Annotated in this window: 22 protein-coding genes and 3 tRNA genes; 15 read left to right on the forward strand and 10 right to left on the reverse strand. The window is 66.7% G+C overall.

From position 1 onward, the window contains the following. The first annotated feature begins 40 nt into the window (after nt 1-40). A complete protein-coding gene (locus CDN38_RS13445; RefSeq protein ID WP_099319000.1) occupies nt 41-1,033 on the forward strand; it encodes a pirin family protein in 993 nt (330 codons plus the stop codon). Continuing rightward, nucleotides 1,030-1,329 carry a GNAT family N-acetyltransferase gene (locus tag CDN38_RS13450; protein WP_075509284.1) on the forward strand — a complete coding sequence of 100 codons (300 nt, stop codon included), beginning with the start codon at nt 1,030-1,032 and terminating at the stop codon, nt 1,327-1,329. The genes CDN38_RS13445 and CDN38_RS13450 overlap by 4 nt, the downstream gene beginning before the upstream one ends. Nucleotides 1,330-1,336: 7 nt before the next feature. Here the strand turns inward: CDN38_RS13450 and CDN38_RS13455 are convergent, their stop codons facing one another. From CDN38_RS13455 to CDN38_RS13470, 4 genes are all read right to left on the reverse strand, one after another. Beyond that, complete coding sequence (locus CDN38_RS13455; RefSeq protein ID WP_075509283.1) at nt 1,337-2,884, reverse strand: PPE family protein; 1,548 nt, start codon at nt 2,882-2,884, stop codon at nt 1,337-1,339. 239 nt (nt 2,885-3,123) lie between these two features. Then, a complete protein-coding gene (locus tag CDN38_RS13460; RefSeq protein WP_075509282.1) occupies nt 3,124-4,425 on the reverse strand; it encodes an ammonium transporter in 1,302 nt (433 codons plus the stop codon). A gap of 200 nt (nt 4,426-4,625) precedes the next feature. Beyond that, nucleotides 4,626-4,892, reverse strand: coding sequence for a YdeI/OmpD-associated family protein (locus CDN38_RS13465; protein WP_075509337.1), 267 nt, complete (start codon nt 4,890-4,892; stop codon nt 4,626-4,628). Nucleotides 4,893-4,993: 101 nt separating this feature from the next. Then, nucleotides 4,994-5,076, reverse strand: a tRNA-Leu gene (locus CDN38_RS13470). A gap of 289 nt (nt 5,077-5,365) precedes the next feature. Between CDN38_RS13470 and CDN38_RS13475 the strand changes: the two genes are divergently transcribed. The 7 genes from CDN38_RS13475 to pknB all read left to right on the forward strand — a co-directional run bounded on the left by CDN38_RS13475 (nt 5,366) and on the right by pknB (nt 15,350). Continuing rightward, the gene (locus CDN38_RS13475) at nt 5,366-7,012 is read left to right on the forward strand and encodes an FHA domain-containing protein (protein WP_099319001.1); all 1,647 of its coding nucleotides are present in this window, start codon (nt 5,366-5,368) and stop codon (nt 7,010-7,012) included. Nucleotides 7,013-7,148: 136 nt separating this feature from the next. Further along, nucleotides 7,149-7,616, forward strand: coding sequence for an FHA domain-containing protein FhaB/FipA (locus CDN38_RS13480; RefSeq protein WP_075509280.1), 468 nt, complete (start codon nt 7,149-7,151; stop codon nt 7,614-7,616). Nucleotides 7,617-7,713: 97 nt separating this feature from the next. Then, on the forward strand, nt 7,714-9,252 hold the full coding sequence (locus CDN38_RS13485) for a PP2C family protein-serine/threonine phosphatase (RefSeq protein ID WP_075509279.1): 1,539 nt from the start codon (nt 7,714-7,716) through the stop codon (nt 9,250-9,252). Continuing rightward, nucleotides 9,249-10,658 (forward strand): FtsW/RodA/SpoVE family cell cycle protein, encoded by a 1,410-nt coding sequence (locus CDN38_RS13490; protein WP_075509278.1) that lies wholly within the window; start codon nt 9,249-9,251, stop codon nt 10,656-10,658. Before CDN38_RS13485 ends, CDN38_RS13490 begins: the two co-directional genes overlap by 4 nt. Next, nucleotides 10,655-12,130: a D,D-transpeptidase PbpA gene (gene pbpA / locus CDN38_RS13495; protein WP_075509277.1), complete on the forward strand. Its 1,476-nt coding sequence runs from the start codon at nt 10,655-10,657 to the stop codon at nt 12,128-12,130. Before CDN38_RS13490 ends, pbpA begins: the two co-directional genes overlap by 4 nt. Then, nucleotides 12,127-13,473 carry a serine/threonine-protein kinase gene (locus tag CDN38_RS13500; protein WP_082276949.1) on the forward strand — a complete coding sequence of 449 codons (1,347 nt, stop codon included), beginning with the start codon at nt 12,127-12,129 and terminating at the stop codon, nt 13,471-13,473. Before pbpA ends, CDN38_RS13500 begins: the two co-directional genes overlap by 4 nt. Continuing rightward, nucleotides 13,470-15,350 (forward strand): Stk1 family PASTA domain-containing Ser/Thr kinase, encoded by a 1,881-nt coding sequence (pknB, locus tag CDN38_RS13505; protein ID WP_075509276.1) that lies wholly within the window; start codon nt 13,470-13,472, stop codon nt 15,348-15,350. Before CDN38_RS13500 ends, pknB begins: the two co-directional genes overlap by 4 nt. Here pknB and CDN38_RS13510 read toward each other — a convergent pair. Together CDN38_RS13510 and CDN38_RS13515 are read right to left on the reverse strand one after the other, a co-directional pair. Then, on the reverse strand, nt 15,328-16,026 hold the full coding sequence (locus tag CDN38_RS13510) for an aminodeoxychorismate/anthranilate synthase component II (RefSeq protein WP_075509275.1): 699 nt from the start codon (nt 16,024-16,026) through the stop codon (nt 15,328-15,330). The genes pknB and CDN38_RS13510 overlap by 23 nt on opposite strands. Nucleotides 16,027-16,048: 22 nt before the next feature. After that, the gene (locus tag CDN38_RS13515; RefSeq protein WP_075509274.1) at nt 16,049-16,792 is read right to left on the reverse strand and encodes a DUF881 domain-containing protein; all 744 of its coding nucleotides are present in this window, start codon (nt 16,790-16,792) and stop codon (nt 16,049-16,051) included. A 127-nt stretch (nt 16,793-16,919) separates the two neighbouring features. Here CDN38_RS13515 and crgA point away from each other — a divergent pair, with 127 nt between their 5' ends. Further along, nucleotides 16,920-17,201 carry a cell division protein CrgA gene (gene crgA, locus CDN38_RS13520; protein ID WP_023369055.1) on the forward strand — a complete coding sequence of 94 codons (282 nt, stop codon included), beginning with the start codon at nt 16,920-16,922 and terminating at the stop codon, nt 17,199-17,201. Between the two features lie 155 nt (nt 17,202-17,356). Next, nucleotides 17,357-17,782: a PH domain-containing protein gene (locus CDN38_RS13525; protein ID WP_075509273.1), complete on the forward strand. Its 426-nt coding sequence runs from the start codon at nt 17,357-17,359 to the stop codon at nt 17,780-17,782. A 9-nt stretch (nt 17,783-17,791) separates the two neighbouring features. Here the strand turns inward: CDN38_RS13525 and CDN38_RS13530 are convergent, their stop codons facing one another. Beyond that, nucleotides 17,792-18,340, reverse strand: a complete 549-nt coding sequence (locus CDN38_RS13530; protein WP_075509272.1) for a peptidylprolyl isomerase — start codon at nt 18,338-18,340, stop codon at nt 17,792-17,794. Between the two features lie 155 nt (nt 18,341-18,495). On the opposite strand from CDN38_RS13530, the gene cwsA reads away from it, so the two are divergent. Both cwsA and CDN38_RS13540 read left to right on the forward strand, forming a co-directional pair. Then, nucleotides 18,496-18,927 (forward strand): cell wall synthesis protein CwsA, encoded by a 432-nt coding sequence (gene cwsA, locus CDN38_RS13535; RefSeq protein ID WP_075509271.1) that lies wholly within the window; start codon nt 18,496-18,498, stop codon nt 18,925-18,927. A 28-nt stretch (nt 18,928-18,955) separates the two neighbouring features. Next, entirely contained in the window at nt 18,956-19,939 is a 984-nt protein-coding gene (locus CDN38_RS13540) for an amidohydrolase family protein (protein ID WP_075509270.1), read from the forward strand. A gap of 33 nt (nt 19,940-19,972) precedes the next feature. Here the strand turns inward: CDN38_RS13540 and CDN38_RS13545 are convergent. The 3 genes from CDN38_RS13545 to CDN38_RS13555 all read right to left on the reverse strand — a co-directional run bounded on the left by CDN38_RS13545 (nt 19,973) and on the right by CDN38_RS13555 (nt 21,226). Beyond that, a tRNA-Ala gene (locus CDN38_RS13545) sits at nt 19,973-20,045 on the reverse strand. 163 nt (nt 20,046-20,208) lie between these two features. After that, a tRNA-Ile gene (locus CDN38_RS13550) sits at nt 20,209-20,282 on the reverse strand. A 59-nt stretch (nt 20,283-20,341) separates the two neighbouring features. Continuing rightward, nucleotides 20,342-21,226, reverse strand: a complete 885-nt coding sequence (locus CDN38_RS13555; RefSeq protein WP_075509269.1) for a DUF3566 domain-containing protein — start codon at nt 21,224-21,226, stop codon at nt 20,342-20,344. 299 nt (nt 21,227-21,525) lie between these two features. Between CDN38_RS13555 and CDN38_RS13560 the strand changes: the two genes are divergently transcribed. Together CDN38_RS13560 and CDN38_RS13565 are read left to right on the forward strand one after the other, a co-directional pair. Continuing rightward, nucleotides 21,526-23,397: a potassium transporter Kup gene (locus CDN38_RS13560; protein ID WP_082276948.1), complete on the forward strand. Its 1,872-nt coding sequence runs from the start codon at nt 21,526-21,528 to the stop codon at nt 23,395-23,397. A 249-nt stretch (nt 23,398-23,646) separates the two neighbouring features. Next, entirely contained in the window at nt 23,647-23,889 is a 243-nt protein-coding gene (locus tag CDN38_RS13565) for a DUF1918 domain-containing protein (RefSeq protein ID WP_075509267.1), read from the forward strand. The last annotated feature ends 72 nt before the right edge of the window (nt 23,890-23,961 follow it).

Raw genomic sequence — 23,961 nt, forward strand, 5'->3', positions numbered from 1 at the left:
TCGCGGCATCGGGCCGGACAGCGCACGACGAAGGGCGACGATGAGCAATCTCGAAGCCGCACCGGCTGAAGTTGCCTGCAGCGCTTCACAGACCGCGGGTATCGAGGTGCTGCACCCGCGGGAGGTGCCGCTGGGCGGACCGCGGGCGATCCCGGTACAACGCACGCTGCCGCAGCGGCACCGATCGCTGATCGGCGCCTGGTGCTTTCTCGACCACTACGGCCCCGTGACCGGACCCGCCGCGCGGATGGACGTCCCACCTCATCCGCACACCGGGCTGCAAACAGTGAGCTGGTTGTTCAGCGGCGAGGTGGAACACCGCGACAGCGCGGGTGTGCACGCGATAGTCCGGCCCGGCGAGCTGAACCTGATGACCGCGGGCGCGGGTATCTGTCATTCCGAAGTGTCGCTGCAATCCGGCTCGGATTCGGTCCTGCACGGCGCCCAGCTGTGGGTGGCCCTGCCCGACGCAGCGCGTCACACCGGGCGAGACTTCGCGCACTACGCACCCGAACCGACTGCACTGCCGGGTGCCCAGGCGCGGGTATTTCTGGGCAAGCTTGCCGGAAGCCGTTCGCCGGCACACACGTTCACGCCGCTGCTGGGTGCCCAGATCGATCTGGAACCCAGCGCTGCGCTCGACATCGACATCGACATCGACCAGGCATTCTTGCACGGGGTGCTCTGCGATGCCGGCGAGATCGAGATCGGCAAGACTGCGCTCGCCGTCGGCGACCTGGGCTACCAAGGCCCGGGCCGCACAACCCCGCACCTGGCCAACGCCGGGGTGCAACCCGGGCGGGTGCTGCTCCTGGGCGGCCCACCCTTCACCGAGGAATTGGTGATGTGGTGGAACTTCGTCGGCCGCAACCACGACGAGATCGTCACCTATCGGCAGCTGTGGCAAGCCCGCGACGAACGCTTCGGCGCCGTCACGGGATACCAGGGCACGCTGGCTCGGCTGCCTGCCCCGCCACTGCCCGCCACCCGGCTGCTTCCCAGGCAAGTATCGAACCGAAAGGATGCCGAATGACAGCCGACAAGACCGGTGCGCAGACCACGGTCACCGCCGAGCAGGGCAGGTACACGATCGCGGTCGAGGGGAGAACCGTAGGCTTCGCCAGCTACCTCGACCGCGGCGATCAGCGGATCTTCGACCACACCGAAGTCGACCCGAAGTTCGGCGGACGCGGGCTGGCGACCATTCTCGTCGAGAAGGCGCTGGAGGAGGCGAGAGCGGACGGCAAGCGCATTGTCCCGGTCTGCTCCATGGTCGTCACCGTGCTCAACAAACATCCCGAATACGCCGACATCACCGACCCCGTCTAAGTGACGTCTAAGTGCGCGGGTCCGAGCCGTCGGAGTCCCACGTTGCCGGCAGCATCGGGCTGGTCGGACCGTCGTCCAAGCCGTGGGCAGGCAGCGTGATCAATCCGGCCGCGTCGGCGGTGCCCTTGGCTGCGGTGCCGCCGAAGCCGATCGCGCCGGCCCCTCGGCTGGATGCGGCGGCGCGCAGGTCTTCGACGTCTGTCTCGGGGTCTTTCACAGGGTCTTTCACAGGGTCGTTGTCGGCGTCGCTGTCGATATCCATGAACTCGTCGGCGTACTGACGCTGCGGTGCCGTCACCTTGCGTCGGCGACGAGCGCGCCGTTGTTCGCGCGCCGAGACCGCCGCGGCCGGGGCAGGCACACCGACCGACGGTGCCTTGGCGCCGCTGTTATGGGTCAACGCGGGTGGGAAGCCTTCGCCAGGGTCGAAGCCCCCCACGGCATAAGTCACCGCAGCCGCTGGAGCCGCCGGCGCGGCGGGAGCGGTACCGGCACCCGCCGCTGCGGAGGCAGCGGGCGCGGCGACCGGAGCCGTCACGCTCGAAGCCACACCCACCGTCGGCCAGGCAACCGGGTGCACGGCTGGCGCCACGGTCCCGCCGGCCCCACCGGCGATGTCACCCGCTGCGGCTGCCGCCGGAACTTCAACCACGAGCTGTTCGCCCACGCCGATCACTACCCGCAGAATCGTCCCCAGCAGCGGATCGAGTATCAATTGGGGATAGGTGAGCGAGGCCGCGACCCAGGAGAAGGCCTGGTAGGCAACAGCGAACAAGAATGGCCCCCACACGACCAACGCCTGCGACGGATTGGTCAAGAAATCGGTGATCAACTGCATGCCGTTGCCCACCGGGTCCTGCAAGAAATCGATGATCGGCGCGTATACCTGCTCGACGTAGCCAAGGTATGCCTGCAGCAGTTGCGAAGCCAGGTCCGCGAGGTTCAGTTGGTTGCCGGCGTCGGTGGCCGGCGCCAGGGCCGCCAGCTGCCCGGGGTCGGCCGCGTCGCCGGTATCCGCCTTGAGCAGCGGCGGCGCGGGTGATGTAGCCGGGACGGAGTCCGCCGCCACGTTCGACACCGTTTGATAGATGCTCATCGTGGTGGCGGCCTGAACCCACATACGAAAGTAATCCGCCTCGTTGAGCGCGATCGGGATCGTGTTGACGCCGAAGAAATTGGTCGCGACCAGCACACCATGCACAACGTGGTTGGCGGCCAGCTCGGCCAGGGTCGGCATGCTCGCCAGCGCCGCCGTGTAGGCCTGGGCGACGACGTGGTGCTGCAGCGCCGCGGCAACGCTCTTGCCGCGGGCCTGCTCGAGCCACGCCAGGTAGGGGGCGTGCGCGGCAACGTACTCTTCGGCGCTCGGGCCCTGCCACCAACCGCCCTGGACCGCATTCAGTACGGCCGCGAGTTCGGCGATCGCCGAACCATACTCGGCGCTGAGCACCTGGTAGGCGCCCGCGGCGGCCAGGAACGGCCCCGGACCAGGCCCACTGGACAACAACGCGGAATGCACCTCAGGTGGCAATGCCATCCACACCGGCGCCGTCATGATCTGTCCTGCCTCAGGAGCCCGGCGCTGGCCACAGCGAACATCGTCATCGGCTATCCCCCCGGCGCGTTGGCCCCGTGGCCGTCCGGGTACTGGACCATGGGCACGGCCAAGGGCGAGTGTTTCGCTACCTCACGCCAATTAACCCGCCAGCGGATCGGCTAAACCGATACCGACCGATCTGTCCGCGAGTCGCCGTTAACGACAACCAGGCCGACGCGCGATAACGCAGGCCCGGCTCAGGTCTCTTCGTCCTCGTTCGGCCGCGGGCGAGACCCGCTCCCCAGCGACGGACGCCGGGGTGCCTGGTGCCCGTAAACGCCTTCCGGATAGGCGGTCTCGGCGTGCTGGGTGAGGTCGACACCGCTCACCTCGTCCTCTCGGCTGAGCCGGAACCCCATGAGACGCTCGATCAGCAGGGCCAGCACGTAGCTGACCGTGAACGCGTAGAGGGCTACCACCACCATCGCCAGCGCCTGCTTGCCGAGTTGACCCATCCCGCCCCCGTAGAAGAGTCCCTTCGGGCCCTGGGTCATCACCGCGGTGGCGAGCAGCCCGATCAACAACACACCGACCACTCCGCCGACGAAATGCACCCCCACGACGTCAAGAGAGTCGTCGTAGTTGAGTTTGAACTTCACCGCGATCGCGAAGGAGCACACCACGCCCGCCACCAGCCCGACAACGGCGGCGCCCAGGGTGTTCACCGTGCCGCACGACGGCGTGATCGCCACCAAGCCGGCGACCACACCGGAGGCGGCGCCGAAGGTGGTCGGCTTGCCGTCCCGGAACCGTTCCACCGCAAGCCATCCCAGCATCCCCAGGCAGCCGGCGACCAGGGTGTTGAGGAAGATCGCGGCGGCCAGTCCGCTGGCGGCCAGCGCCGAACCGGCGTTGAACCCGAACCAGCCGAACCACAGCAGACCCACGCCGAGGAGCACGAACGGCAAGTTGTGCGGCCGCATGGCTTCTACCTTGAAGCCGATGCGCGGACCCAGCACCAGCGCCAACGCGAGCGCCGAGGAACCCGAGACGATCTCGACGACCAGCCCGCCCGCGTAGTCGAGCACCCCCATCTTGAACAGCCACCCGCTCGGCGCCCACACCCAGTGCGCGATAACGCAATACACCGCCACCGCCCAGATGGGCACGAACACCATCCAGGCCGCGAACTTGGCCCGTTCGGCGATGGCGCCGCTGACCAGGGCGGCGGTGATGATCGCGAAGCTCAGCTGGAAGGTGGCGTACAGCAGTTCGGGCACCGACCCGTGCAAGGTCTGCGGGGTTATGCCGAGCATCCCGGCGTGCGCCAGTCCGCCCAGAAATCCACCCGCGCCGCCACCGGAGAATGCCAGGCTGTAACCGACCAGCAACCATGCCGCCGTCACCAGCGGTATGGAGATGAAGCTCATCATGATCATGTTGAGCACGCCGGTGGTGCGGACCATGCCCCCGTAGAAAATCGCCAGCCCGGGCGTCATCAGCAGCACGAGTGCGGTGCTGGCCAGCAGCCACCCGGTGGCGGCGGGATCGATGTCCAACTCTGCGGCTCCTTCGCTTGTCGTCGATAAAACTGCCGGCGCGGATTGTCGCCATAGACGGATAGACGGTAGACGCTGTGTGGCGAAGGTGGCCATCGATGCCGCCGCTGCGTCAATTCGGGCCGGTGCGCTGGCTATGACCGCCGGCCGTGCCCTGACTCACGGCCAGCGGCGGTGCGGGACAAGGCGGTGTCGAGCCGTTAGCTGCCCGTGCGCTCGCGGTGCCGGCATCCGGGCCAGCAGCAGGGACGGCGCTTGCCTTCCTCCAGTTCCTCCTGGGTCCGGCGGATGCGCCGCTCTCGGGTTGTCGGTTGCTTGGCGTCCTCGACCCAGTAGATGAACTCGTTGCGCGCCAACGGCGTGATGTCGTTCCAGGCAGCCAGAGCCGTGGTGTTGGCGATCAACGCCTGACGCAGGTCCGCGGGCAGCCGATGCACCACCCCGCCGGGCACTTGGGCATGACTCACCGGGCCACCTTGCTTCTCGGCGAGGATTTCCAGCTTTGTGGAGGAGGGATGAATCGCGGACAGGTGCACTGCCCGACACCCCCGGCGCGGTCCACTCACAGTGGGCGAAGGGGGACTTGAACCCCCACGTCCCGAAGGACACTGGCACCTGAAGCCAGCGCGTCTGCCATTCCGCCACTCGCCCGAAACAACCGGAGGACCATACCACTGTAGTAGCCGCGCGCCCCAACCGCCGCCGGCAGGTCGACAACCCGCGCGGCCGGGGAGCGGGCAGAGGGGGGCTTGCTCTGCGTCCTTGGCGGTCCTCGGCAGTCCCTGATACTGGCCTGTCACCTGCTGGATGTTTTCTCAGGATTCTCACGGTGCCGCTGCGTCACGGTGTCCCGATAGCATGTTTTGTGACCACCAGATGCGGGCGAGTCGTTTGCCTCGCGCCGACGATGACCAGAATCCAGTGAGGCGAGCGCTGAAAAATGGGTAGCCAGAAGGGCCTGGTTCAGCGCATCGAGCGCAAACTCGAGTCAACTGTCGGAGATGCATTTGCCCGGATGTTCGGGGGATCGATCGTCCCGCAAGAGGTGGAAGCCCTATTGCGACGGGAAGCCGCGGATGGTGTGCGCTCACTCGAGGGAAATCGCCTTTTGGCGCCCAACGAGTACATCATTACCCTCGGTGTGCACGACTCGGAAAGATTGGGCGCAGACCCCGATCTCACGTCGAAGGCATTTGCTCGGTACTTGGCGGACTATATCCAAGAACAGGGGTGGCAAACGTATGGTGATGTGGTGGTCCGGTTCGAGCAATCGCCGAACCTGCATACCGGCCAGTTCCGCGCCCGCGGGACTGTTAACCCCGACGTCGAGCCCCGCCCGACGGTCACCGCTTACACCCGGCCACAATCGAACCACGCGTTTGGCGCAGAACCAGGAGTACCACCGATGACTGACAATCCGAGCTACCGCGGCGGTCCGGGGCAGGGGCCCGACGAGTACTACGACGACCGGTACCCGCGTCCGCAAGAGGAGCCACGCAGTGGCTCGCCCGCCGGGCCGGACCCACGCGGTGGATATCCGCCGGAAGGCGGCGGCTACCCGCCCCAGCCCGGATACCCGCCGCCACCTCGTCAGCCGGACCAGGGCGGCGGCTACCCCGAACAGCGCGGCTACCAAGACCAGGGCGGCTACCCCGAACAGGGCGGCTACCAAGACCAGGGCGGCTACCCCGAACAGCGCGGCTACCAGGACCAGGGCTACCCCTCGTCGTACGAGCAGCGTCCGCCCGGCTACTCCGGCCCGGGCTACGACCAGGGTTACCGCCAAGGCGGCTACGGCCAACCACCCGGCGGCCAGCCCGGCTACGGCCAACCACCCGGCGGATACGGACAACCGCCGAGCGGCTACGGCCAACCACCCGGCGGCGGCTACGGCCAACCACCCGGCGGCCAGCCCGGCTACGGCGGCTACGGCGACTATGGCCGTGAACCCGCGCGTCCGGAGGACGGTGGTTACGGCGCTCCTGGTGGTCCTGGCGCTCCGCCACAGGCCCCGCCGGAACCACAGCGGCCGGCATATCCCGACCAGGGCGCCGGGTACGAGCAAGGCGGCTACGACCAGGGCTATCAGCAGGGTGGCGGCGGATACGGCCGTCAGGAATACGGATCAGGCGACTACACCCAGTACGCCGAAACGCCGGCCCCCGGCGGCTACCCCGCCCAGGCCGGCGGGTACGCCGAGCCGGCTCGCGACTACGACTACGGCCAGTCGGCTGCTCCCGACTATGGCCAGCCGGCGGGCGGCTACGGCGGTTATGGGCAAGGCGGCTACGGATCACCCGGAAATACGGTGACCCTGCAGCTCGACGATGGCAGCGGCCGCACCTATCAGCTGCGCGATGGCTCCAACATCATCGGGCGCGGACAGGACGCTCAGTTCCGGTTGCCGGACACCGGCGTCTCACGCCGGCACTTGGAGATCCGTTGGGACGGGCAGGTCGCGCTCCTGACGGACCTGAACTCCACCAACGGCACGACCGTCAACAACGCACCCGTACAGGAGTGGCAATTGGCCGACGGCGACGTGATCCGCTTGGGCCATTCCGAGATCATCGTCCGCATTCACTGAACCCTCTGGGCACAATGCTGCCTCGCTTACCTCGCACCGATCGCCTGACCAGTATCGTGACTTTGCTGAACTTCTCGGCATCACCGGCGCGGGGCTGGCAGCGCCAGGACGGACGCCAGGACGGAAAGGACGCCAGATGCAGGGGTTAGTACTGCAACTGACGCGTGCCGGCTTCTTAATGCTGTTATGGCTGTTCATCTGGTCGGTGCTGCGGGTGCTGCGCACCGACATCTACGCACCCACCGGCGCCGTGATGGTGGGCCGCGGGCTGGCGTTGCGCGGCACGCTACTACCGTCACGCCAGCGCAGGCAGACGGCCCGCTACCTCGTCGTGACCGAGGGCGCGCTGGCGGGCGCGCGCATCACGTTGAGCGGACAGCCGGTGTTGATCGGACGCGCTGACGACTCCACCCTGGTGTTGACCGATGACTACGCCTCGACACGGCACGCCCGGCTCTCTCAGCGGGGATCGGAATGGTACGTCGAGGACTTAGGATCGACCAACGGCACTTACCTTGACAGGGCGAAGGTGACGACTGCGGTACGAGTTCCGATTGGGGTGCCGGTTCGGATCGGCAAGACGGCAATCGAGTTGCGCCCGTGACCCGCGCCGGCGACGATGCAGCGGGGGTATCACCCGCTTGCGGGGGACGCAGCGATGAGGTGGGGGCGCCACCCGCTTGCGGGGGAGAGCGGCGCTCGTGACCCTGGTCCTGCGATATGCGGCCCGCAGCGATCGCGGCCTGGTACGCGCCAACAACGAAGACTCCGTCTACGCCGGCGCGCGGCTGCTGGCGCTGGCCGACGGCATGGGGGGTCACGCCGCCGGCGAAGTGGCATCTCAACTGGTCATCGCCGCCCTGGCCCATCTCGACGACGACGAGCCCGGTGGTGACCTGCTCGGCAAGCTCGAGGCCGCGGTTCGCGCCGGCAATTCGGCCATCGCCGCCCAGGTCGAGATGGAGCCTGACCTCGAGGGCATGGGGACCACCCTCACCGCGATCCTTTTCGACGGCAACCGGCTCGGTCTGGTGCACATCGGTGACTCTCGCGGCTATCTGCTGCGCGACGGTGAGCTGACCCAGATCACCAAGGACGACACGTTCGTCCAAACCCTGGTCGACGAGGGCCGGATCACCGCGGAGGAGGCACACAGCCACCCCCAGCGATCGCTGATCATGCGGGCGTTGACCGGTCACGAGGTCGAACCCACCCTGACCATGCGCGAAGTTCGGGCCGGTGACCGCTACCTACTGTGCTCCGACGGGCTGTCCGACCCGGTGAGCGACGAGACCATCCACGAGGCCCTGAAGATCCCCGACGTCGCCGAAAGCGCCTACCGTCTTATCGAACTAGCGCTGCGCGGTGGCGGCCCGGACAACGTGACCGTCGTGGTGGCCGACGTCGTCGACTACGAATACGGCCAGACCCAGCCGATTCTGGCCGGAGCCGTATCCGGTGACGACGACCAACTGACCCTGCCGAACACGGCCGCCGGACGGGCCTCTGCGATTACCCCCCGCAAAGAAGCCGTGAAGCGGGTGCCGCCGTCGGCCGAGACGTTCCACCGGCACCGCTGGTCGCGCCGGCGGATCATGCTTGTCGCTGTGCTGGCAACGGTCCTGGTTGTCGCGGCCCTGTTCATCGGTCGCGCGATCATCCGCAACAACTACTACGTCGCCGAATACAACGGCACGGTGTCGATCATGCGCGGGATCCAAGGGTCCCTGCTGGGCATGCCCTTGCACGAGCCGTATCTGCTGGGCTGTTTGAACGCACGCAATGACCTGTCCCAGATCAGCTACGGCCAACCCCGGGACCACCTCGGCTGCCATCTGATGAAGTTGGAGGATCTGCGTCCGTCCGAACGCGCTCAGGTGCAGGCCGGACTTCCCACCGGTTCCCTCGATGGCGCCATCAAGCAGCTGCGTGACCTGGCGGCCAACTCCGTGCTGCCGCCGTGCCCGCCGCCTCGCGCCACCTCACCACCTGAGCCACCTACCCCGACCACCGCCAGCGGCACCCCCGAACCGAGCGTCACATCCTCGTCAACGTCCCCGACCACCCCAACGACCACTTCACCCGCCGGGGCCCCGTCCACCACTTCCGGAAGTGCCGGCCCCAACCACGCGAGCACTTCGCCGACAGCGCCCGCGTCACCGTCAACGACATCGCCGACCGTGACCGCCCTTCCGCCACCTCCTCCGCAGCCGGGCATTGACTGCCGGGCGGCGGCATGACGGCACCGCTGCAGGCGCCGGTGACGGTGACGCCCCCGTTGCCGACCCGGCGCAACGCCGAACTGCTGCTGTTGTGCTTCGCCGCGGTGGTCACCGTCGCCGCGCTGCTGATCGTGGAAGCCAACCAAGATCGCAGCCTCCATTGGGATTTGGCCAGCTACGGGTTGGCCTTCCTGACGCTGTTCGGCTTTGCGCACCTGGCTATCAGACGCTCGGCCCCGTTCACCGACCCCCTGCTGCTGCCGGTGGTAGCGCTGCTCAACGGGCTTGGCCTGGTGATGATCCACCGCCTCGACCTCGTCGACGGCGAGGTCGGATACCACAGTCATCCCAGCGCGAACCAGCAGATGCTGTGGACCCTTGTCGGCGTGACTTCTTTCGCGCTGGTGGTGACCTTTCTCAAGGATCACCGCCAGCTCGCCCGCTACGGCTACACCTGCGGGCTCGCCGGTCTGGTCATGCTCGCCATTCCGGCGCTGCTTCCCGCATCGTTGTCCGAGCAGAACGGCGCGAAAATCTGGATTCGCTTGCCCGGCTTCTCGATTCAGCCTGCCGAATTCTCCAAGATTTTGCTGCTGATCTTTTTTTCCGCGGTGCTGGTCGCCAAGCGCCGCCTGTTCACCAGTGCCGGCAAGCATCTGATGGGCATGAACCTGCCGCGCCCGCGGGACCTTGCGCCACTGTTGGCGGCCTGGGCGATTTCGGTGGGTGTCATGGTCTTCGAGAAGGACCTCGGCACGTCGCTGCTGTTGTATGCGTCGTTTCTGGTGGTCGTCTACCTGGCCACCCAGAAGTTCAGTTGGGTCGTCATCGGTCTGGCCCTGTTCGCGGCGGGCAGCGTCGTGGCGTACTTCGTTTTCAACCACGTCCGTGTCCGGGTGCAGACCTGGTGGGATCCGTTCGCCGATCCCGACGGCAGCGGCTACCAGATGGTGCAATCGCTGTTCAGTTTCGCCACCGGCGGCATCTTCGGCACCGGGCTGGGTAACGGCCAACCCGATACCGTGCCCGCGGCATCGACAGACTTCATCATCGCCGCCTTCGGCGAGGAGCTCGGGTTGGTCGGCTTGGCCGCCATTTTGATGCTGTACACGATCGTCATCATCCGCGGCCTGCGCACCGCGATCGCCACCCGCGACAGCTTCGGCAAACTGCTGGCCGCGGGTCTGGCATCGACGCTGGCCATCCAGCTGTTCATCGTGGTCGGCGGCGTCACCAAGCTCATTCCGCTGACCGGGCTGACCACACCGTGGATGTCCTACGGTGGGTCGTCGCTGCTAGCCAACTATGTGCTGCTGGCCATATTGGCGCGCATCTCACACGGCGCCCGACGTCCGCTGCGCACCCGCGCCCGAAATACGACGCCGATCGCGGCGGCCGGTACCGAGGTGATCGAGCGGGTATGAACGCCTCTCTGCGCCGGATCTCGGTGACCGTGATGGCGTTGATCGTGCTACTGCTGCTCAACGCCACGATGACGCAGGTCTTCACCGCCGATGGGTTGCGCGCCGATCCGCGCAATCAGCGGGTCCTGCTCGACGAGTATTCGCGCCAGCGCGGCCAGATCACCGCGGGCGGGCAATTGCTGGCCTACTCGGTGGCGACCGACAGCCGCTTCCGTTTCCTGCGGGTCTATCCCAACCCCGAGGTGTACGCGCCGGTCACCGGCTTCTACTCGCTGCGTTATTCCAGCACCGGTCTGGAACGCGCCGAGGACCCGCTGCTGAACGGGTCGGACCAGCGGTTGTTCGGCCGACGACTAGCTGACTTCTTCACCGGGCGCGACCCGCGCGGCGGCAATGTCGACACCACTATCAACCCCCGCGTCCAGCAGGCCGGCTGGGACGCGATGCAACAGGGCTGCGGCGGCCCCTGCAAAGGCGCGGTGGTGGCGCTGGAGCCGTCGACGGGCAAGATCCTGGCGCTGGTGTCGTCGCCGTCCTATGACCCCAACCTGCTCGCGTCGCACGATCCCGAGGTCCAGGCGCAAGCCTGGCAGCGGCTTCGCGACAACCCCGACTCGCCGCTGACCAACCGTGCCATCGCCGAAACGTACCCGCCGGGCTCGACCTTCAAAGTGATCACCACCGCGGCCGCGCTGCAGGCCGGAGCCACCGACACCGAGCAGCTGACCGCGGCCGCCGAGATTCCGCTACCCGGAAGCACGGCGACATTGGAGAACTACGGCGGCACGACGTGCGGCGCCGAGCCGACCGTGCCGCTGAGCGTGGCATTCGCCAAGTCGTGCAACACCGCATTCGTCCAGTTGGGCATCCTGACGGGCGCAGACGCCCTGCGCAGCACGGCACAGGCGTTCGGCTTGGACATTTCGCCCGACCCGATACCGTTGCAGGTGGCCGAGTCGACCATCGGAGCGATCGCCGACACCGCCGCTTTGGGTATGACCAGTATCGGGCAGAAGGACGTCGCGCTGACCCCACTGCAGAACGCCGAGGTCGCGGCGACCATCGCCAACGGCGGGATCACCATGCGGCCGTACCTGGTGGACAGCCTCCGCGGGCCCGACCTGGCCAACATCAGCACCACTGCGCCATATCAGCAGCGGCGCGCGGTGTCGCCGCAGGTCGCCGCTAAGCTAACAGAGCTGATGGTCGGCGCCGAGAAAGTCACACAGCAGAAAGGGGCCATCCCCGGCGTGCAGATCGCATCCAAGACGGGTACCGCAGAGCACGGCACAGACCCCCGTCATACTCCGCCCCATGCGTGGTACATCGCCTTCGCGCCAGCCCAGGCGCCAAAGGTTGCCATCGCGGTGTTTGTGGAGAACGGGGGCGATCGTCTGTCCGCGACCGGTGGTGCGCTGGCCGCGCCGATCGGACGGGCCGTGATCGAAGCCGCACTGCAGGGGGGCCCATGAGTCCCCGAGTTGGTATGACGCTGTCCGGCCGCTACCGCCTGCAGCGGCTCATCGCCACCGGCGGCATGGGGCAGGTCTGGGAAGCGGTCGACAGCCGGCTGGGCCGGCGGGTGGCCGTCAAGGTGCTCAAGAACGAGTTCTCATCCGACCCGGAGTTCATCGAACGGTTCCGGGCCGAGGCCCGCACCACGGCCATGCTGAACCACCCGGGGATCGCGGCCGTCCACGATTACGGCGAGAGCCAGATGGACGGCGAGGGTCGCACGGCCTACCTGGTGATGGAGCTGGTCAACGGCGAGCCGCTGAATTCGGTGCTCAAGCGCACCGGCCGGCTGTCGCTGCGGCACGCGCTCGACATGCTCGAGCAGACCGGCCGCGCTCTTCAGGTTGCGCATGCGGCCGGACTGGTGCACCGCGACGTCAAGCCGGGCAACATCTTGATCACGCCCACCGGCCAGGTGAAGATCACCGACTTCGGGATCGCCAAGGCCGTCGACGCGGCACCGGTGACGCAGACCGGAATGGTGATGGGCACCGCCCAATACATCGCGCCCGAACAGGCTCTGGGTCACGACGCGACCCCCGCCAGTGACGTGTATTCGTTGGGAGTTGTTGGCTACGAAGCGGTTTCGGGTAAGCGGCCGTTCACCGGTGACGGCGCCCTGACGGTGGCGATGAAGCACATCAAGGAACCGCCGCCGCCGCTGCCGGCCGAGCTGCCGCCCAATGTGCGCGAACTCATCGAGATCACGCTGGTGAAAAACCCCCAGATGCGCTATCGCAGTGGGGGACCGTTCGCCGACGCCGTCGCCGCGGTACGGGCCGGCCGGCGACCGCCACGGCCCAGCCAGTCACCACCGCCCGGGCGCGCCGCGCCGGCAGCGATTCCGTCGAGCGCGCCGGCCCGGATCGCGGGCAACCCCGCCAGCCGGGCCACCGCCCCGCGCCGCTCCCGGCCGGCGAACGGGGGAAACCGGCCACCCGCGCGGCGTACGTTCTCGTCGGGCCAGCGGGCGCTGTTGTGGGCTGCCGGCGTCCTCGGGGCGCTGGCAATCATCATCGCGGTGCTCATCGTCATCAATTCGCGTGGCGACAACCAGCCGCAGCTGCCGCCCCCGACCGTGACCGACACCGGAGGCCCGCCGGCCAGCCAGACGCCGTCCGGTCAGGGTTTGCGACTCGGTGCGACGAGTTTCGGCCCGGTCGACGATGCCGGCCATGACGGCTCGCAATGGGGGCGCTTCCGGCCGCCGGGGGCGAGCCGGACAGACCAACTCGGCCGGACCGTCGCACTGCGACCGACTCACCATGTGTCGCTGGACCGATACGAGACATCGCGATGACCACCCCGCGGCACCTCTCCGATCGCTATGAACTGGGCGACATCCTCGGCTTCGGGGGAATGTCCGAAGTTCACCTGGCGCGCGATCTGCGGCTACACCGCGACGTGGCGGTGAAGGTGCTGCGCGCCGATCTGGCCCGCGACCCCAGCTTTTACCTGCGCTTCCGGCGGGAGGCACAGAACGCGGCGGCACTGAACCACCCGGCGATCGTGGCGGTATACGACACCGGCGAAGCCGAAACGTCCGCCGGTCCATTGCCCTACATCGTGATGGAGTATGTCGACGGCGTCACCCTTCGTGACATCGTGCACACCGAAGGCCCGATGCCGCCGAAGCGGGCCATCGAGGTGATCGCCGATGCTTGCCAGGCGCTGAACTTCAGCCACCAAAACGGCATCATCCACCGTGACGTCAAGCCGGCCAACATCATGATCAGTTCGACCAATGCGGTGAAGGTGATGGACTTCGGCATTGCCCGGGCGATCGCCGACAGCGGCAACAGCGTCACCCAGACGGCCGCGGTGATCGGGACGGCGCAATATCTGTCCCCCGAACAGGCTCGCGGTGATGCGGTCGATGCGCGATCCGATGTCTATTCGTTGGGGTGTGTGCTGTACGAAATCCTGACCGGCGAGCCGCCGTTCACCGGTGACTCGCCGGTGGCGGTGGCCTACCAGCACGTCCGCGAAGACCCCATCCCGCCCTCGGAACGCCATGACGGCATCTCCGCCGAGCTGGACGCCGTCGTCCTCAAGGCGCTGGCCAAGAACCCGGAAAACCGTTACCAGACCGCGGCGGAAATGCGGGCCGACCTGGTCCGGGTGCACAACGGTGAGCCACCGGAGGCACCCAAGGTGCTCAGCGGCGCCGAGCGGCGCTCGTTGCTGGCGGCCACACCCGGACATCCCGCCGGTCCGCGCACCGATCCGCTGCCTCGCCAGGTCCTCGACCACACCGATCGTGACCGCGCCACCCCTTCGGTGGGCCGCTGGGTCGCCGTGGTCGCGGCACTGGCGGTGCTGACTATCGCCGTCACGATCGCCATCAACACCTTCGGCGGCAACACCCGCAAGGTCCAGGTGCCCGACGTGCGTGGCCAAGCATCCGCCGACGCCATAGCCGCGCTGCAAAACCGCGGCTTCAAGACCCGCACGCTGCAGAAACCGGACTCGACGATCCCACCCGACCACGTCATCGGGACCGACCCGGCTGCCAACACCTCGGTCGGTGCGGGGGCCGACATCACCATCAACGTCTCCACCGGACCCGAGCAGCGTGAGCTGCCCGATGTCTCGTCGCTAACCTATGCCGAAGCGGTCAAGAAGCTGACCGCCGCCGGATTCAGTAAATTCAAGCAGGCCGCCTCGCCCTCCTCCCCGGAGATGGCGGGCAAGGTCATCGGGACCAACCCACCGGCCAACCAGACCTCGGCGATCACCAATGTGATCACGATCATCGTCGGCTCCGGGCCCGAGGCCAAACAGATCCCCGACGTCGCGGGTCAGACCGTTGACCTGGCGCAGAAGAACCTCACCGTCTACGGTTTCACCAAGTTCAGCCAAGCGCAGGTGGACAGTCCGAAGCCGGCGGGTGACGTGGTCGGCACCAACCCACCGGCGGGCACCACCGTTCCGGTCGATTCGGTGATCGAACTACAGGTGTCCAAGGGCAACCAGTTCGTCATGCCCGACCTGTCCGGCATGTTCTGGACCGACGCCGAACCGCGGCTGCGCGCGTTGGGCTGGACCGGGGTGCTGGACAAGGGGCCCGACGTCGACGCGGGCGGGTCCCAGCACAACCGGGTGGTCTACCAGAACCCGCCAGCGGGTTCCGGTGTCAACCGGGACGGCATCATCACGCTGAAGTTCGGTCAGTAGTCCCGGCTGTGCCGGCCGCCGGGGTCGGCAGGTGCGGCCGGACGGCGGTGAGCACTTCGTTTTCCAGCCGGCGCACCAACGTGTCGTCTCGGGCCCAGCCGCAGTAGGTCAGCCAGTTGGCCAGCATCCGGTGTCCGCCCTCGGTCAGGATCGACTCCGGATGGAACTGGACACCGTGAATCGGCACCTCGCGGTGACGCACGCCCATGATCACCCCGCTGCGGGTATGGGCGGTGACCTCCAGCTCGGCCGGCAACGACTCCGGCAGGATGGTCAGCGAGTGATACCGGGTTGCCGTGAATGGATCCGGAAGTCCTTGCAGTACACCGACATTCGTGTGGTAGACGCTGCTGGTCTTGCCATGCAACAACTCCGGCGCGCGGTCGACGGTGGCCCCGAACGCCACGCCGATGGCCTGGTGTCCCAGGCACACGCCCAGCAGCGGGGTCCGCGCCGCGGCGCACGCCGCGACCATGCTCACCGACGCGCCCGCGCGTTCCGGCGTGCCGGGGCCGGGGCTCAGCAGCACACCGTCGAATTGCTCGGCGACGGCGTTCTCGTCGGCGAGCCGGGCGTCGTCGTTGCGCCACACTTGGGCCTCGACGCCCAATTGGCCCAGGTACTGGACCAGGTTGAACACGAAGCTGTCGTAGTTGTCGACGACCAGAATCCGCATCGTGACAGGTTACCGTCCGGCCTCAATAACCGACTGGCCCCAGCGGCTGCGCGAAATGCATCCGCACGGGTTCGGAATGTCCGACGACCCGCGCGTCGGACTTGACTTCTTCGTGGTAGCCCAATCCGAACCGGACCACGTACTGCTTGTAGAGCGTCACCAGCGGAGCTGCGGCCAAGGCTACTTGCATCGCGGCGGGATTGCCGATCGCGGTGATCGTGTAAGGCGGGCTGTAAGTGCGTCCATTGAGCAACAACGTGTTGCCGACGCAACGCACCACCGAGCTCGCGATGATGCGCTGGTCCTGCATCTGGATCGCCTCGGCGCCCGCGCTCCACACCGCATTCAAGACGGCATCGATGTCCTGCTGGTGCACCACCAGGTCGTCGGGGGAGGCGTCGCGGGGAAAGCGGCCATGGGCGTCGCGCTGCGCGTCGTTGAGCGTCACTACCACGCCAGGGCCGTGGACCGGGTTCATACCGGCCGCACCGGCCAGTTCGGCGGCCCGCCTGAGCATCGCCGCCAATGCGGTATCCGACGACGGAGTGTGCGCCGTCTCGATCTGTTTGGTCAGCGCGTCCCGCTGGGCATCCAGCCGGTTCACCGACGACTGGGCGTGGCGGACGAGGTCGACGAGCCGCGGCGCGTCGCTGCGGCGAATCTCCGCACCGCCGGAAACCCCATGCGTCGCGGCCAGCAACAAGCCGGCGAGCAGGCACACCAGCGGAACACCGAAACGCCACGGCGAGCGGCGCTCATCGGTCATCACATCTCCGTTTCCTGGTCGCGTGGCCAGTTGGGTTAGTCTCGTAGCCAAGCTTTGGCTGCAGTTGCAGTCGCAATCGTTGCACTTTGTCCGCTCACCGTGTTGTTGAGGTATCCCGAGGTATTACATGCCCAAGTCGAAGGTCCGCAAGAAGAACGACTTCACCGTCAAGCCGGTGAGCCGCACACCCGTGAAAGTGAAGGTCGGACCGTCCAGTGTGTGGTTCGTCTCGTTGTTCATCGGGTTGATGCTGATCGGCCTCGTCTGGTTGATGGTGTTTCAGTTGGCCGCCCTCGGTAGTCAGGCCCCCAAGGCGCTGCAGTGGATGGCGGATCTGGGCCCGTGGAACTACGCCATCGCGTTCGCTTTCATGATCACCGGTTTATTGCTCACCATGCGGTGGCACTGAGATACAGCGCGCCCAAAATGAATTCATTCCGGGCCGGGTTCTTTACTGATCCAGCAACCTTGTGGTTCGTCAATCACATGGATGTGATTTATCCCCACTGTTGATAGCGTCTGTGGATAACCGAATCTGCGGTGGTCGGAGGGTCTAGATAGCGCATGCAGCAAACACAATGGTCGCCTCCGGCGGCAGGAATCGCTGGCTGCGGCGTTGCGGGCGTATTGATGGCTATCGGGTCTGTGACCTTTGTCACAGAACCGCCGGGGCGCGCGCTGGCCATGGTTGCCGCACTGGGTTTGATCTTGTTTGCCGGCGTTTCCTGGCGGGCGCGGCCGAAGCTGGCAATCACCGGTGACGGGCTGGCGATCCGGGGGTGGTTGCGGACGCAGTTATTGCGGCGGCCAGACATCAAGATCATCCGGATCTCTCAGTTCCGGCGTTATGCGCGCAACGTTCGACTCCTCGAGATCGAGACGGTCAACGACCGACTGTTCATTTTGTCCCGTTGGGACCTTGGGACCGATCCGCTGAACGTGCTCGATGCGCTGACCGCCGCCGGCTACACCGGCCCAAGGCGCGGGTAGAGCAATGGTTCAGGAGATGGTGATCGACTCGATCACCACCGGGACGGTGGGCCGATCGTTGCCGTCGGTGGGAGTGGTCGCGATGGCGTCTACGACGCGCTGCGACTCCGGATCGGTCACCTCACCGAAGATCGTGTGACGCCGGTTCAGGTGCGGAGTCTTGCCGACGGTGATGAAGAACTGTGAGCCGTTGGTGCCAGGCCCGGCGTTGGCCATCGCCAGCAGGTAGGGCTTGTCGAATTGCAGTTCAGGGTGGAACTCGTCGGCGAACTTGTAGCCCGGCCCGCCGCGGCCGGTGCCGGTCGGGTCACCGCCTTGGATCATGAAGCCGTTGATCACCCGGTGAAAGACCGCTCCGTCGTAGAACGGGCCGGCGGTGCCACCCGATGCATTCTGGGTCGAGTAATCCTTGGTGCCCTGCGCCAGGCCGACGAAGTTGGCGACGGTCTTGGGTGCGTGGTTTCCGAACAGGGCGACCTTGATGTCTCCGCGGTTGGTGTGCAGCGTGGCGGTGGCAGTCTGAAACGGGCTGTTAGTCACGGGATCACAGTGTGCCATTACCCGGTGGCGCGGCCGCACCCGGTGTCACCCGACGCGAACGGCGCGGTATTGAGGCAATGGGCCCGCGGACGTCCTTGTGGTGGCAGTCTGTGGGGGTATCGGAGTGGCACTGGGCTAGGGAATCGACCAGCCAGACACCAGAAAGGCGGCAGATGAGCGAGAAGGTGGAAACCCGGTTGACCCCGAGGGAACGACTGACCCGCGGCCTGACCTATTCGGCGGTGGGCCCCGTGGACGTGACCCGGGGCGTCGTCGGACTCGGAGTACAGTCCGCGCAGTCGAGCGCCTCAGAGCTTCGTCGCCGGTATCGGGAAGGCCGGCTGGCCCGCGAGATCGCCGCCGCTCAAGAAACACTTGCCCAGGAGCTGGCCGCTGCCCAGGAAGTGGTGGCCAACCTGCCCCAGGTGCTTCAGGAAGCACGCCGGTCCCAGCGCCGCGGCAAGAAACGGGTATGGGTGATCGCCGGGGCCGCCACCGTCGTCGTAGTGGCCGGTGGTGCGGTGGCATTTACCATCGTGCGGCGCTCGTCGCGCCCGGAGCCCTCGCCGCGCCCGCCGAGTGTGGACGTCCAGCCGCGCCCGTAGGGCACGGCACCTCAGGGCGAGGCTTGCGATGCCGTTGATTGCGCTGGAAGAGCATTACGCGTGGGATCCGGTCAGCGCCGACAATCTCGTCGGCAGCTGGCTTCGGGCGCACAATCGCACCGCCTACGAGCGGCTGTACGACCGGGGACCGTTGCGGCTGGAGCAGATGGACGCCGCGGGAATCGACTTCCAGATCCTCTCGCTGTTCGACCCCGGCGTCCAGGCCGACGCTGATGCCCACCGTGCCGTCGACGGTGCGCGTCGGGCCAATGACGACTTGGCCGAGACGATCGCCGCGATGCCGGACCGATTCGGGGCGTTTGCCACCCTGGCGCCCCAGGATCCGCAGGCCGCGGCGGCCGAATTGACCCGCGCCGTCACCGAATTGGGTTTCGTCGGAGGGCTGATCAACGGGCACACTCAGGGGCGCTATCTCGACGACCCGGCCTACTACGGGCTGTTCGAAGCCGCCGAAGCGCTACACGCACCGATCTATCTGCATCCGACCACTCCGCACCCCGCGGTGCTGGATGCCTGGTTCAAGCCTTACCTCGGGGCCGGCCTGCACCTGGCATCGTGGGGCTTCGGCGTGGAGACCGGCACGCATGCGCTGCGGCTGATCTACTCGGGCCTGTTCGACCGGTTTCCGCGGCTGCAGATGATCTTGGGCCACCTGGGCGAGATGCTGCCGTTCGCCGCCCACCGGATCGACCGCTACTACGGTCTTGCCGGCGATCCGGATGCCGGGCACAAGCTGGGCCGGTTGCCGTCGGAATACCTGCGCTCGAACTTCTATGTGACCACCAGCGGCAACTTCTCGGCGCCGGCGTTTGCTTGCACGCTGGAAGTCATGTCGGCCGATCGGGTGATGTTCTCGGTCGATTATCCGATGGACGACAACATGGCCGGCGCGAAGTTCCTGGCCGACTTCCCGTTCGACGACGAGCTGCGGCAAAAAGTCGCGGCCGGCAACGCACAGCGGCTGTTCAAGGACAAGATCCCGGCACTGTAGATGCGACGTAGCCCGGGCTGCGGTCTTAGTCTGTGGAGCCTAGGGGAATCGAACCCCTGACACCCGCCTTGCAAAGGCGGTGCTCTACCAACTGAGCTAAGGCCCCTCGTCGTTGCGAGGTGGTTGACCAGGCGCGTGATCAGCGGTGGGATCCGGCGCCGTGTGCCACACTTCGGCGTTGCGCCGCGCCCGCACCGCCGCGACCACCGCAGCGATCGCTGCCAGTGATAACGCGAGCCGCACGCAACGCCTTGACGGGCACATGGTCGTGGGCCTAGGAGGACTCGAACCTCCGACCTCTTCGTTATCAGCGAAGCGCTCTAACCGCCTGAGCTATAGGCCCGGATTCCGGATACGGCCGAGCGACGAGATTACCGCAATCGCCGCTCCACCCCCAAAATGCTAATCCCGGTCGGCCAGCGTCACCTCGATGCCGCCGATCAGATCGGTGGTGAGGTTATAGACGAACGCCCCGATGGTGGCCATCGCGGTCATCAAAACGATGTTGACCAAGCCGATCAGTACGGCGCCGCCGAAGATCGTGCCGCTGGAGACCAGTTCTGCGCTGCTTCCGCTGGTGTTGTTGAGCAGGTCGCCGACGTTGCTGTTGAGCTTGGCCCACACGCCCATGCCGCCGAGCACCAGGTACAGGAACGCCACCGAGATCATCCAGACGAAGAACAGCGCCACCGACAGCAGCAGCGACACCTTCAGCGTGCTCCACGGATCGATCCGCCGGATCTGCATGCTGGCCCGCACCGGGCCGCGGCCTCGCCGGGACGATACCTGTACCCGGGATTCGCGGGATTCGGTGCTCACCGGACGGCCGGCGGCGGCCGTAGGTCCCGGCGCGTCGGCCGGGCGGTCGGGCGCGGCCCTGCGCTGTGCCCGAGGGATAGGTCCCGACAGATCGGGCAACTCACTGGCGTAGGCCTCAACCGGTGGACCGTCACCGCGGGCCGGAAGTTCGTCGGGCTCGGGTGGGCTCTTCTTCACCGGCGCGGGCGGGACCGCCGGCGCCGAAGTACCGGTGATGAACCGGTTCAACCGGGCGTCGACGGCAGAACTCGGGCCGGGTGACCGCACGTCGGTCGGCGGATCGTTCGGTTGCCACTGCCCCGGCTGAGACGGCCAGGCGCCACCTCGGTGCCGCGACGCAGCGTCTGCGGGCTCTGACGCGCGGCCTGGTCCGGTCGTCGCCCGGTGTGCACCGGCACGCTCGGCCACAGCATCCCCATTCGGTAAGTCGCCCGTATTGGGGGCGCCCGGCTCGTTCGGTGAGGTCACCCCGACTCCTAACATGTGTACCCAGGCCGCTGAGTCTAGTTGCCCTGGTCTTCGCGGGCGGATCCGCCATCCGGATGGTCGTCGGGCGGGCTACACCACACCACCGACACCGACACCGCCGACCTCATGTCCGGCCCGTCCAGCCAGACGGCGCCCGACCGCGCATCCGCGGATTAGGATCGATCGGCGCACCGCAACCGCCACAACCGAAAGTACGAGGATTCGCCGTGAAAGCGGACTCGCACACCGCGTCCCCTCCTCACCAGTCGGCGACCGGCGGGCCCACGGCCAGTGTCGCCATGGTTGTCGGTGGGCTCGGGGTCGTCTTCGGCGACATTGGCACCAGCCCCATCTACACGATTCAGACGCTCTTCAGCCCCAGCGACCCGCACCCGGTGCCGATCGCGCAGGCCAACGTCTTTGGCATTGTGTCGTTGATCTTCTGGTCGGTGATGATCATCGTCACGCTGACCTACATCGCACTTGTGATGCGTGCCGACAACAACGGCGAAGGCGGCATCATGGCGCTGATCACCTTGATACGGCGCGGCGGCGGCGCGCGGGGTCGTCGGACCGCGAAGACCTTGGCCGCGTTGGGAATCTTCGGCGCCGCACTGTTTTTCGGCGACAGCATGATTACCCCGGCGATATCCGTGCTGTCGTCGGTAGAGGGTCTCAAGGTGATCGAGCCAGGTCTTAAAGATTGGGTCGTCCCCATTACAGCGGTAATCATCGCGGCGTTGTTCGCCGTGCAACGTCACGGCACCGAAGCGGTCGGGCGGCTATTCGGACCTGTCATGATTGCTTGGTTCTTCGCGATCGGCGCTTCCGGGTTATCCGGCGTTGCCGACAACCCGGAGATTTTGAAGGCGCTGTCGCCGACCTATGCGCTGGCGTTCATGGCCGGTCACTTCCACATCGCCTTCTTTTCGCTGGCCGCGGTTGTCTTGTCGGTCACCGGAGCTGAGGCGCTCTATGCCGACATGGGTCACTTCGGTCGCCGGTCCATCTCGCTCGGATGGGTGCTAGTCGTGCTGCCGGCTTGCACGCTGAGTTATTTCGGTCAGGGGGCGCTGGTGCTTCGCGACCAGACCGCGGTGCGAGCTCCCTTCTTTCTGCTCACCCCGGAATGGGCGCGGATCCCGATGGTGTTGCTCGCCACTGCCGCAACAGTGATCGCATCGCAGGCGGTGATCACCGGTGCGTACTCGGTGGCATCCCAGGCCGCTCAGCTGGGCTATCTGCCGCGGCTGCGCATCGAACACACCTCGGCGTCGACGATCGGTCAGATCTATGTGCCGTGGATCAACGGTGTGCTCATGGTCGCCGTGCTGACACTGGTATTCGCGTTCCGCGGCTCGGCGGCGCTGGCCTATGCGTTCGGGATGGCCGTGACCGGAACGATCACGATCGTTACTCTGCTGTTCCTCTACATCGCCCGCACCCGATGGGGCACCCCGCTATGGCTGGTGCTGATCGGCGGCGGCGCGTTGCTGCTGGTCGATCTGCTGTTGCTGGCCGCCAACCTGACCAAACTCGTGCATGGCGCCTGGCTACCGCTACTCATCGGCTTGGCCGTGTTCACCGTGATGACCACCTGGCAGCAGGGCCGGGTGATCGTCACCCGGGTGCGCGAGCGGGAGGAAGGGCCGTTGCGTGGATTCGTCGAGGAGCTACGGCAGTACGATCCGCCGCTGGTGCGCACCCCGGGAACGGCGGTATTCCTCAACCGCGGCAACGAGACTGCGCCACTGGCGATGCGGGCCAATGTCGAGCACAACCGCGTTCTGCACGAAAACGTCGTCATCATGTCGATCGACACGATGCCGGTGCCGCGAGTGCCGGATGCACAGCGCACAACCATTGACAAGCTCGGCTACTCACAAGATGGAATCATTCACGTCAGCGCCCGCTTTGGATACATGGAAAGGCCCAACGTCCCGCACGCTCTGAGCCTGCTCGACGCCAGGGAGACGGAGGGCCTTCTCGACATCGACACGGCTTCCTACTTCTTGTCGAAGATCGAATTGACGGCCGGGCCGGAAGCCACCATGTCGTCGTGGCGCAAGCGCCTTTTCATCGCCACGTCGTACATCACCGCCGACGCCGCCGCCTACTTCAGCCTGCCGCTGGACCGAACAGTGATCATCGGTTCACGGATCGAGATCTGACGCCAGATCACTTCCGCCACAGCCGTTTCTCGCAACAGGGCGTGGTGGTTTCGCCCGCCTGATGAGCATTCACAGCGACGCCGGGGCCGCAAATCGCCGTCGGCGGTGGTGGCCGCGCTGGGGGACGCTGTTACTCCGTGGCAATCTGGCCGGGGCTGGCCGCAGCCCCACTCCGTACTTCCGTTTGGTGACCATCGCGCGCACCATGGAGAGATCGGCGGTTCTCACATGACGGGAAGGAGGCACGCGATGAAGGCGAAAGTCGGCGACTACCTCGTGGTCAAGGGCACCACCACCGAACGACATGACCAACATGCCGAGATCACCGAGGTGCGTTCCCAAGACGGCTCGCCGCCATACGTGGTGCGTTGGCTGGTGACCGGGCACGAGGCGACGGTGTACCCGGGTTCCGATGCGGTCGTCGTCAGCGCGGCCGAGCACGAGGAGGCCGCACGACGCGCGGCCGGCCGGGTGGGACGCGCCGCGACATAGCCGGCACGCCGCTCGGCGCGGTGGATAACGACGGCCGGGCGGCCTCGCGGAGGTATCCGGCGAAATGTTCGG

The sequence above is a fragment of the Mycobacterium ostraviense genome, from assembly GCF_002705925.1.
Lineage (GTDB): Bacteria > Actinomycetota > Actinomycetes > Mycobacteriales > Mycobacteriaceae > Mycobacterium > Mycobacterium ostraviense.

Bases quoted from the DNA above. Each gene is read 5' to 3' on its own strand.
- CDN38_RS13475 (WP_099319001.1), top strand. From the start codon at position 5,366: ATGGGTAGCCAGAAGGGCCTGGTTCAGCGCATCGAGCGCAAACTCGAG.
- CDN38_RS13500 (WP_082276949.1), top strand. From the start codon at position 12,127: ATGAGTCCCCGAGTTGGTATGACGCTGTCCGGCCGCTACCGCCTGCAG.
- crgA (WP_023369055.1), top strand. From the start codon at position 16,920: ATGCCCAAGTCGAAGGTCCGCAAGAAGAACGACTTCACCGTCAAGCCG.
- CDN38_RS13445 (WP_099319000.1), top strand. From the start codon at position 41: ATGAGCAATCTCGAAGCCGCACCGGCTGAAGTTGCCTGCAGCGCTTCA.
- CDN38_RS13450 (WP_075509284.1), top strand. From the start codon at position 1,030: ATGACAGCCGACAAGACCGGTGCGCAGACCACGGTCACCGCCGAGCAG.
- CDN38_RS13565 (WP_075509267.1), top strand. From the start codon at position 23,647: ATGAAGGCGAAAGTCGGCGACTACCTCGTGGTCAAGGGCACCACCACC.
- pknB (WP_075509276.1), top strand. From the start codon at position 13,470: ATGACCACCCCGCGGCACCTCTCCGATCGCTATGAACTGGGCGACATC.
- pbpA (WP_075509277.1), top strand. From the start codon at position 10,655: ATGAACGCCTCTCTGCGCCGGATCTCGGTGACCGTGATGGCGTTGATC.
- CDN38_RS13540 (WP_075509270.1), top strand. From the start codon at position 18,956: ATGCCGTTGATTGCGCTGGAAGAGCATTACGCGTGGGATCCGGTCAGC.
- CDN38_RS13455 (WP_075509283.1), bottom strand. From the start codon at position 2,884: ATGACGGCGCCGGTGTGGATGGCATTGCCACCTGAGGTGCATTCCGCG.
- CDN38_RS13525 (WP_075509273.1), top strand. From the start codon at position 17,357: ATGCAGCAAACACAATGGTCGCCTCCGGCGGCAGGAATCGCTGGCTGC.
- CDN38_RS13480 (WP_075509280.1), top strand. From the start codon at position 7,149: ATGCAGGGGTTAGTACTGCAACTGACGCGTGCCGGCTTCTTAATGCTG.
- cwsA (WP_075509271.1), top strand. From the start codon at position 18,496: ATGAGCGAGAAGGTGGAAACCCGGTTGACCCCGAGGGAACGACTGACC.
- CDN38_RS13515 (WP_075509274.1), bottom strand. From the start codon at position 16,792: ATGACCGATGAGCGCCGCTCGCCGTGGCGTTTCGGTGTTCCGCTGGTG.
- CDN38_RS13490 (WP_075509278.1), top strand. From the start codon at position 9,249: ATGACGGCACCGCTGCAGGCGCCGGTGACGGTGACGCCCCCGTTGCCG.
- CDN38_RS13530 (WP_075509272.1), bottom strand. From the start codon at position 18,340: ATGGCACACTGTGATCCCGTGACTAACAGCCCGTTTCAGACTGCCACC.
- CDN38_RS13560 (WP_082276948.1), top strand. From the start codon at position 21,526: ATGGTTGTCGGTGGGCTCGGGGTCGTCTTCGGCGACATTGGCACCAGC.
- CDN38_RS13510 (WP_075509275.1), bottom strand. From the start codon at position 16,026: ATGCGGATTCTGGTCGTCGACAACTACGACAGCTTCGTGTTCAACCTG.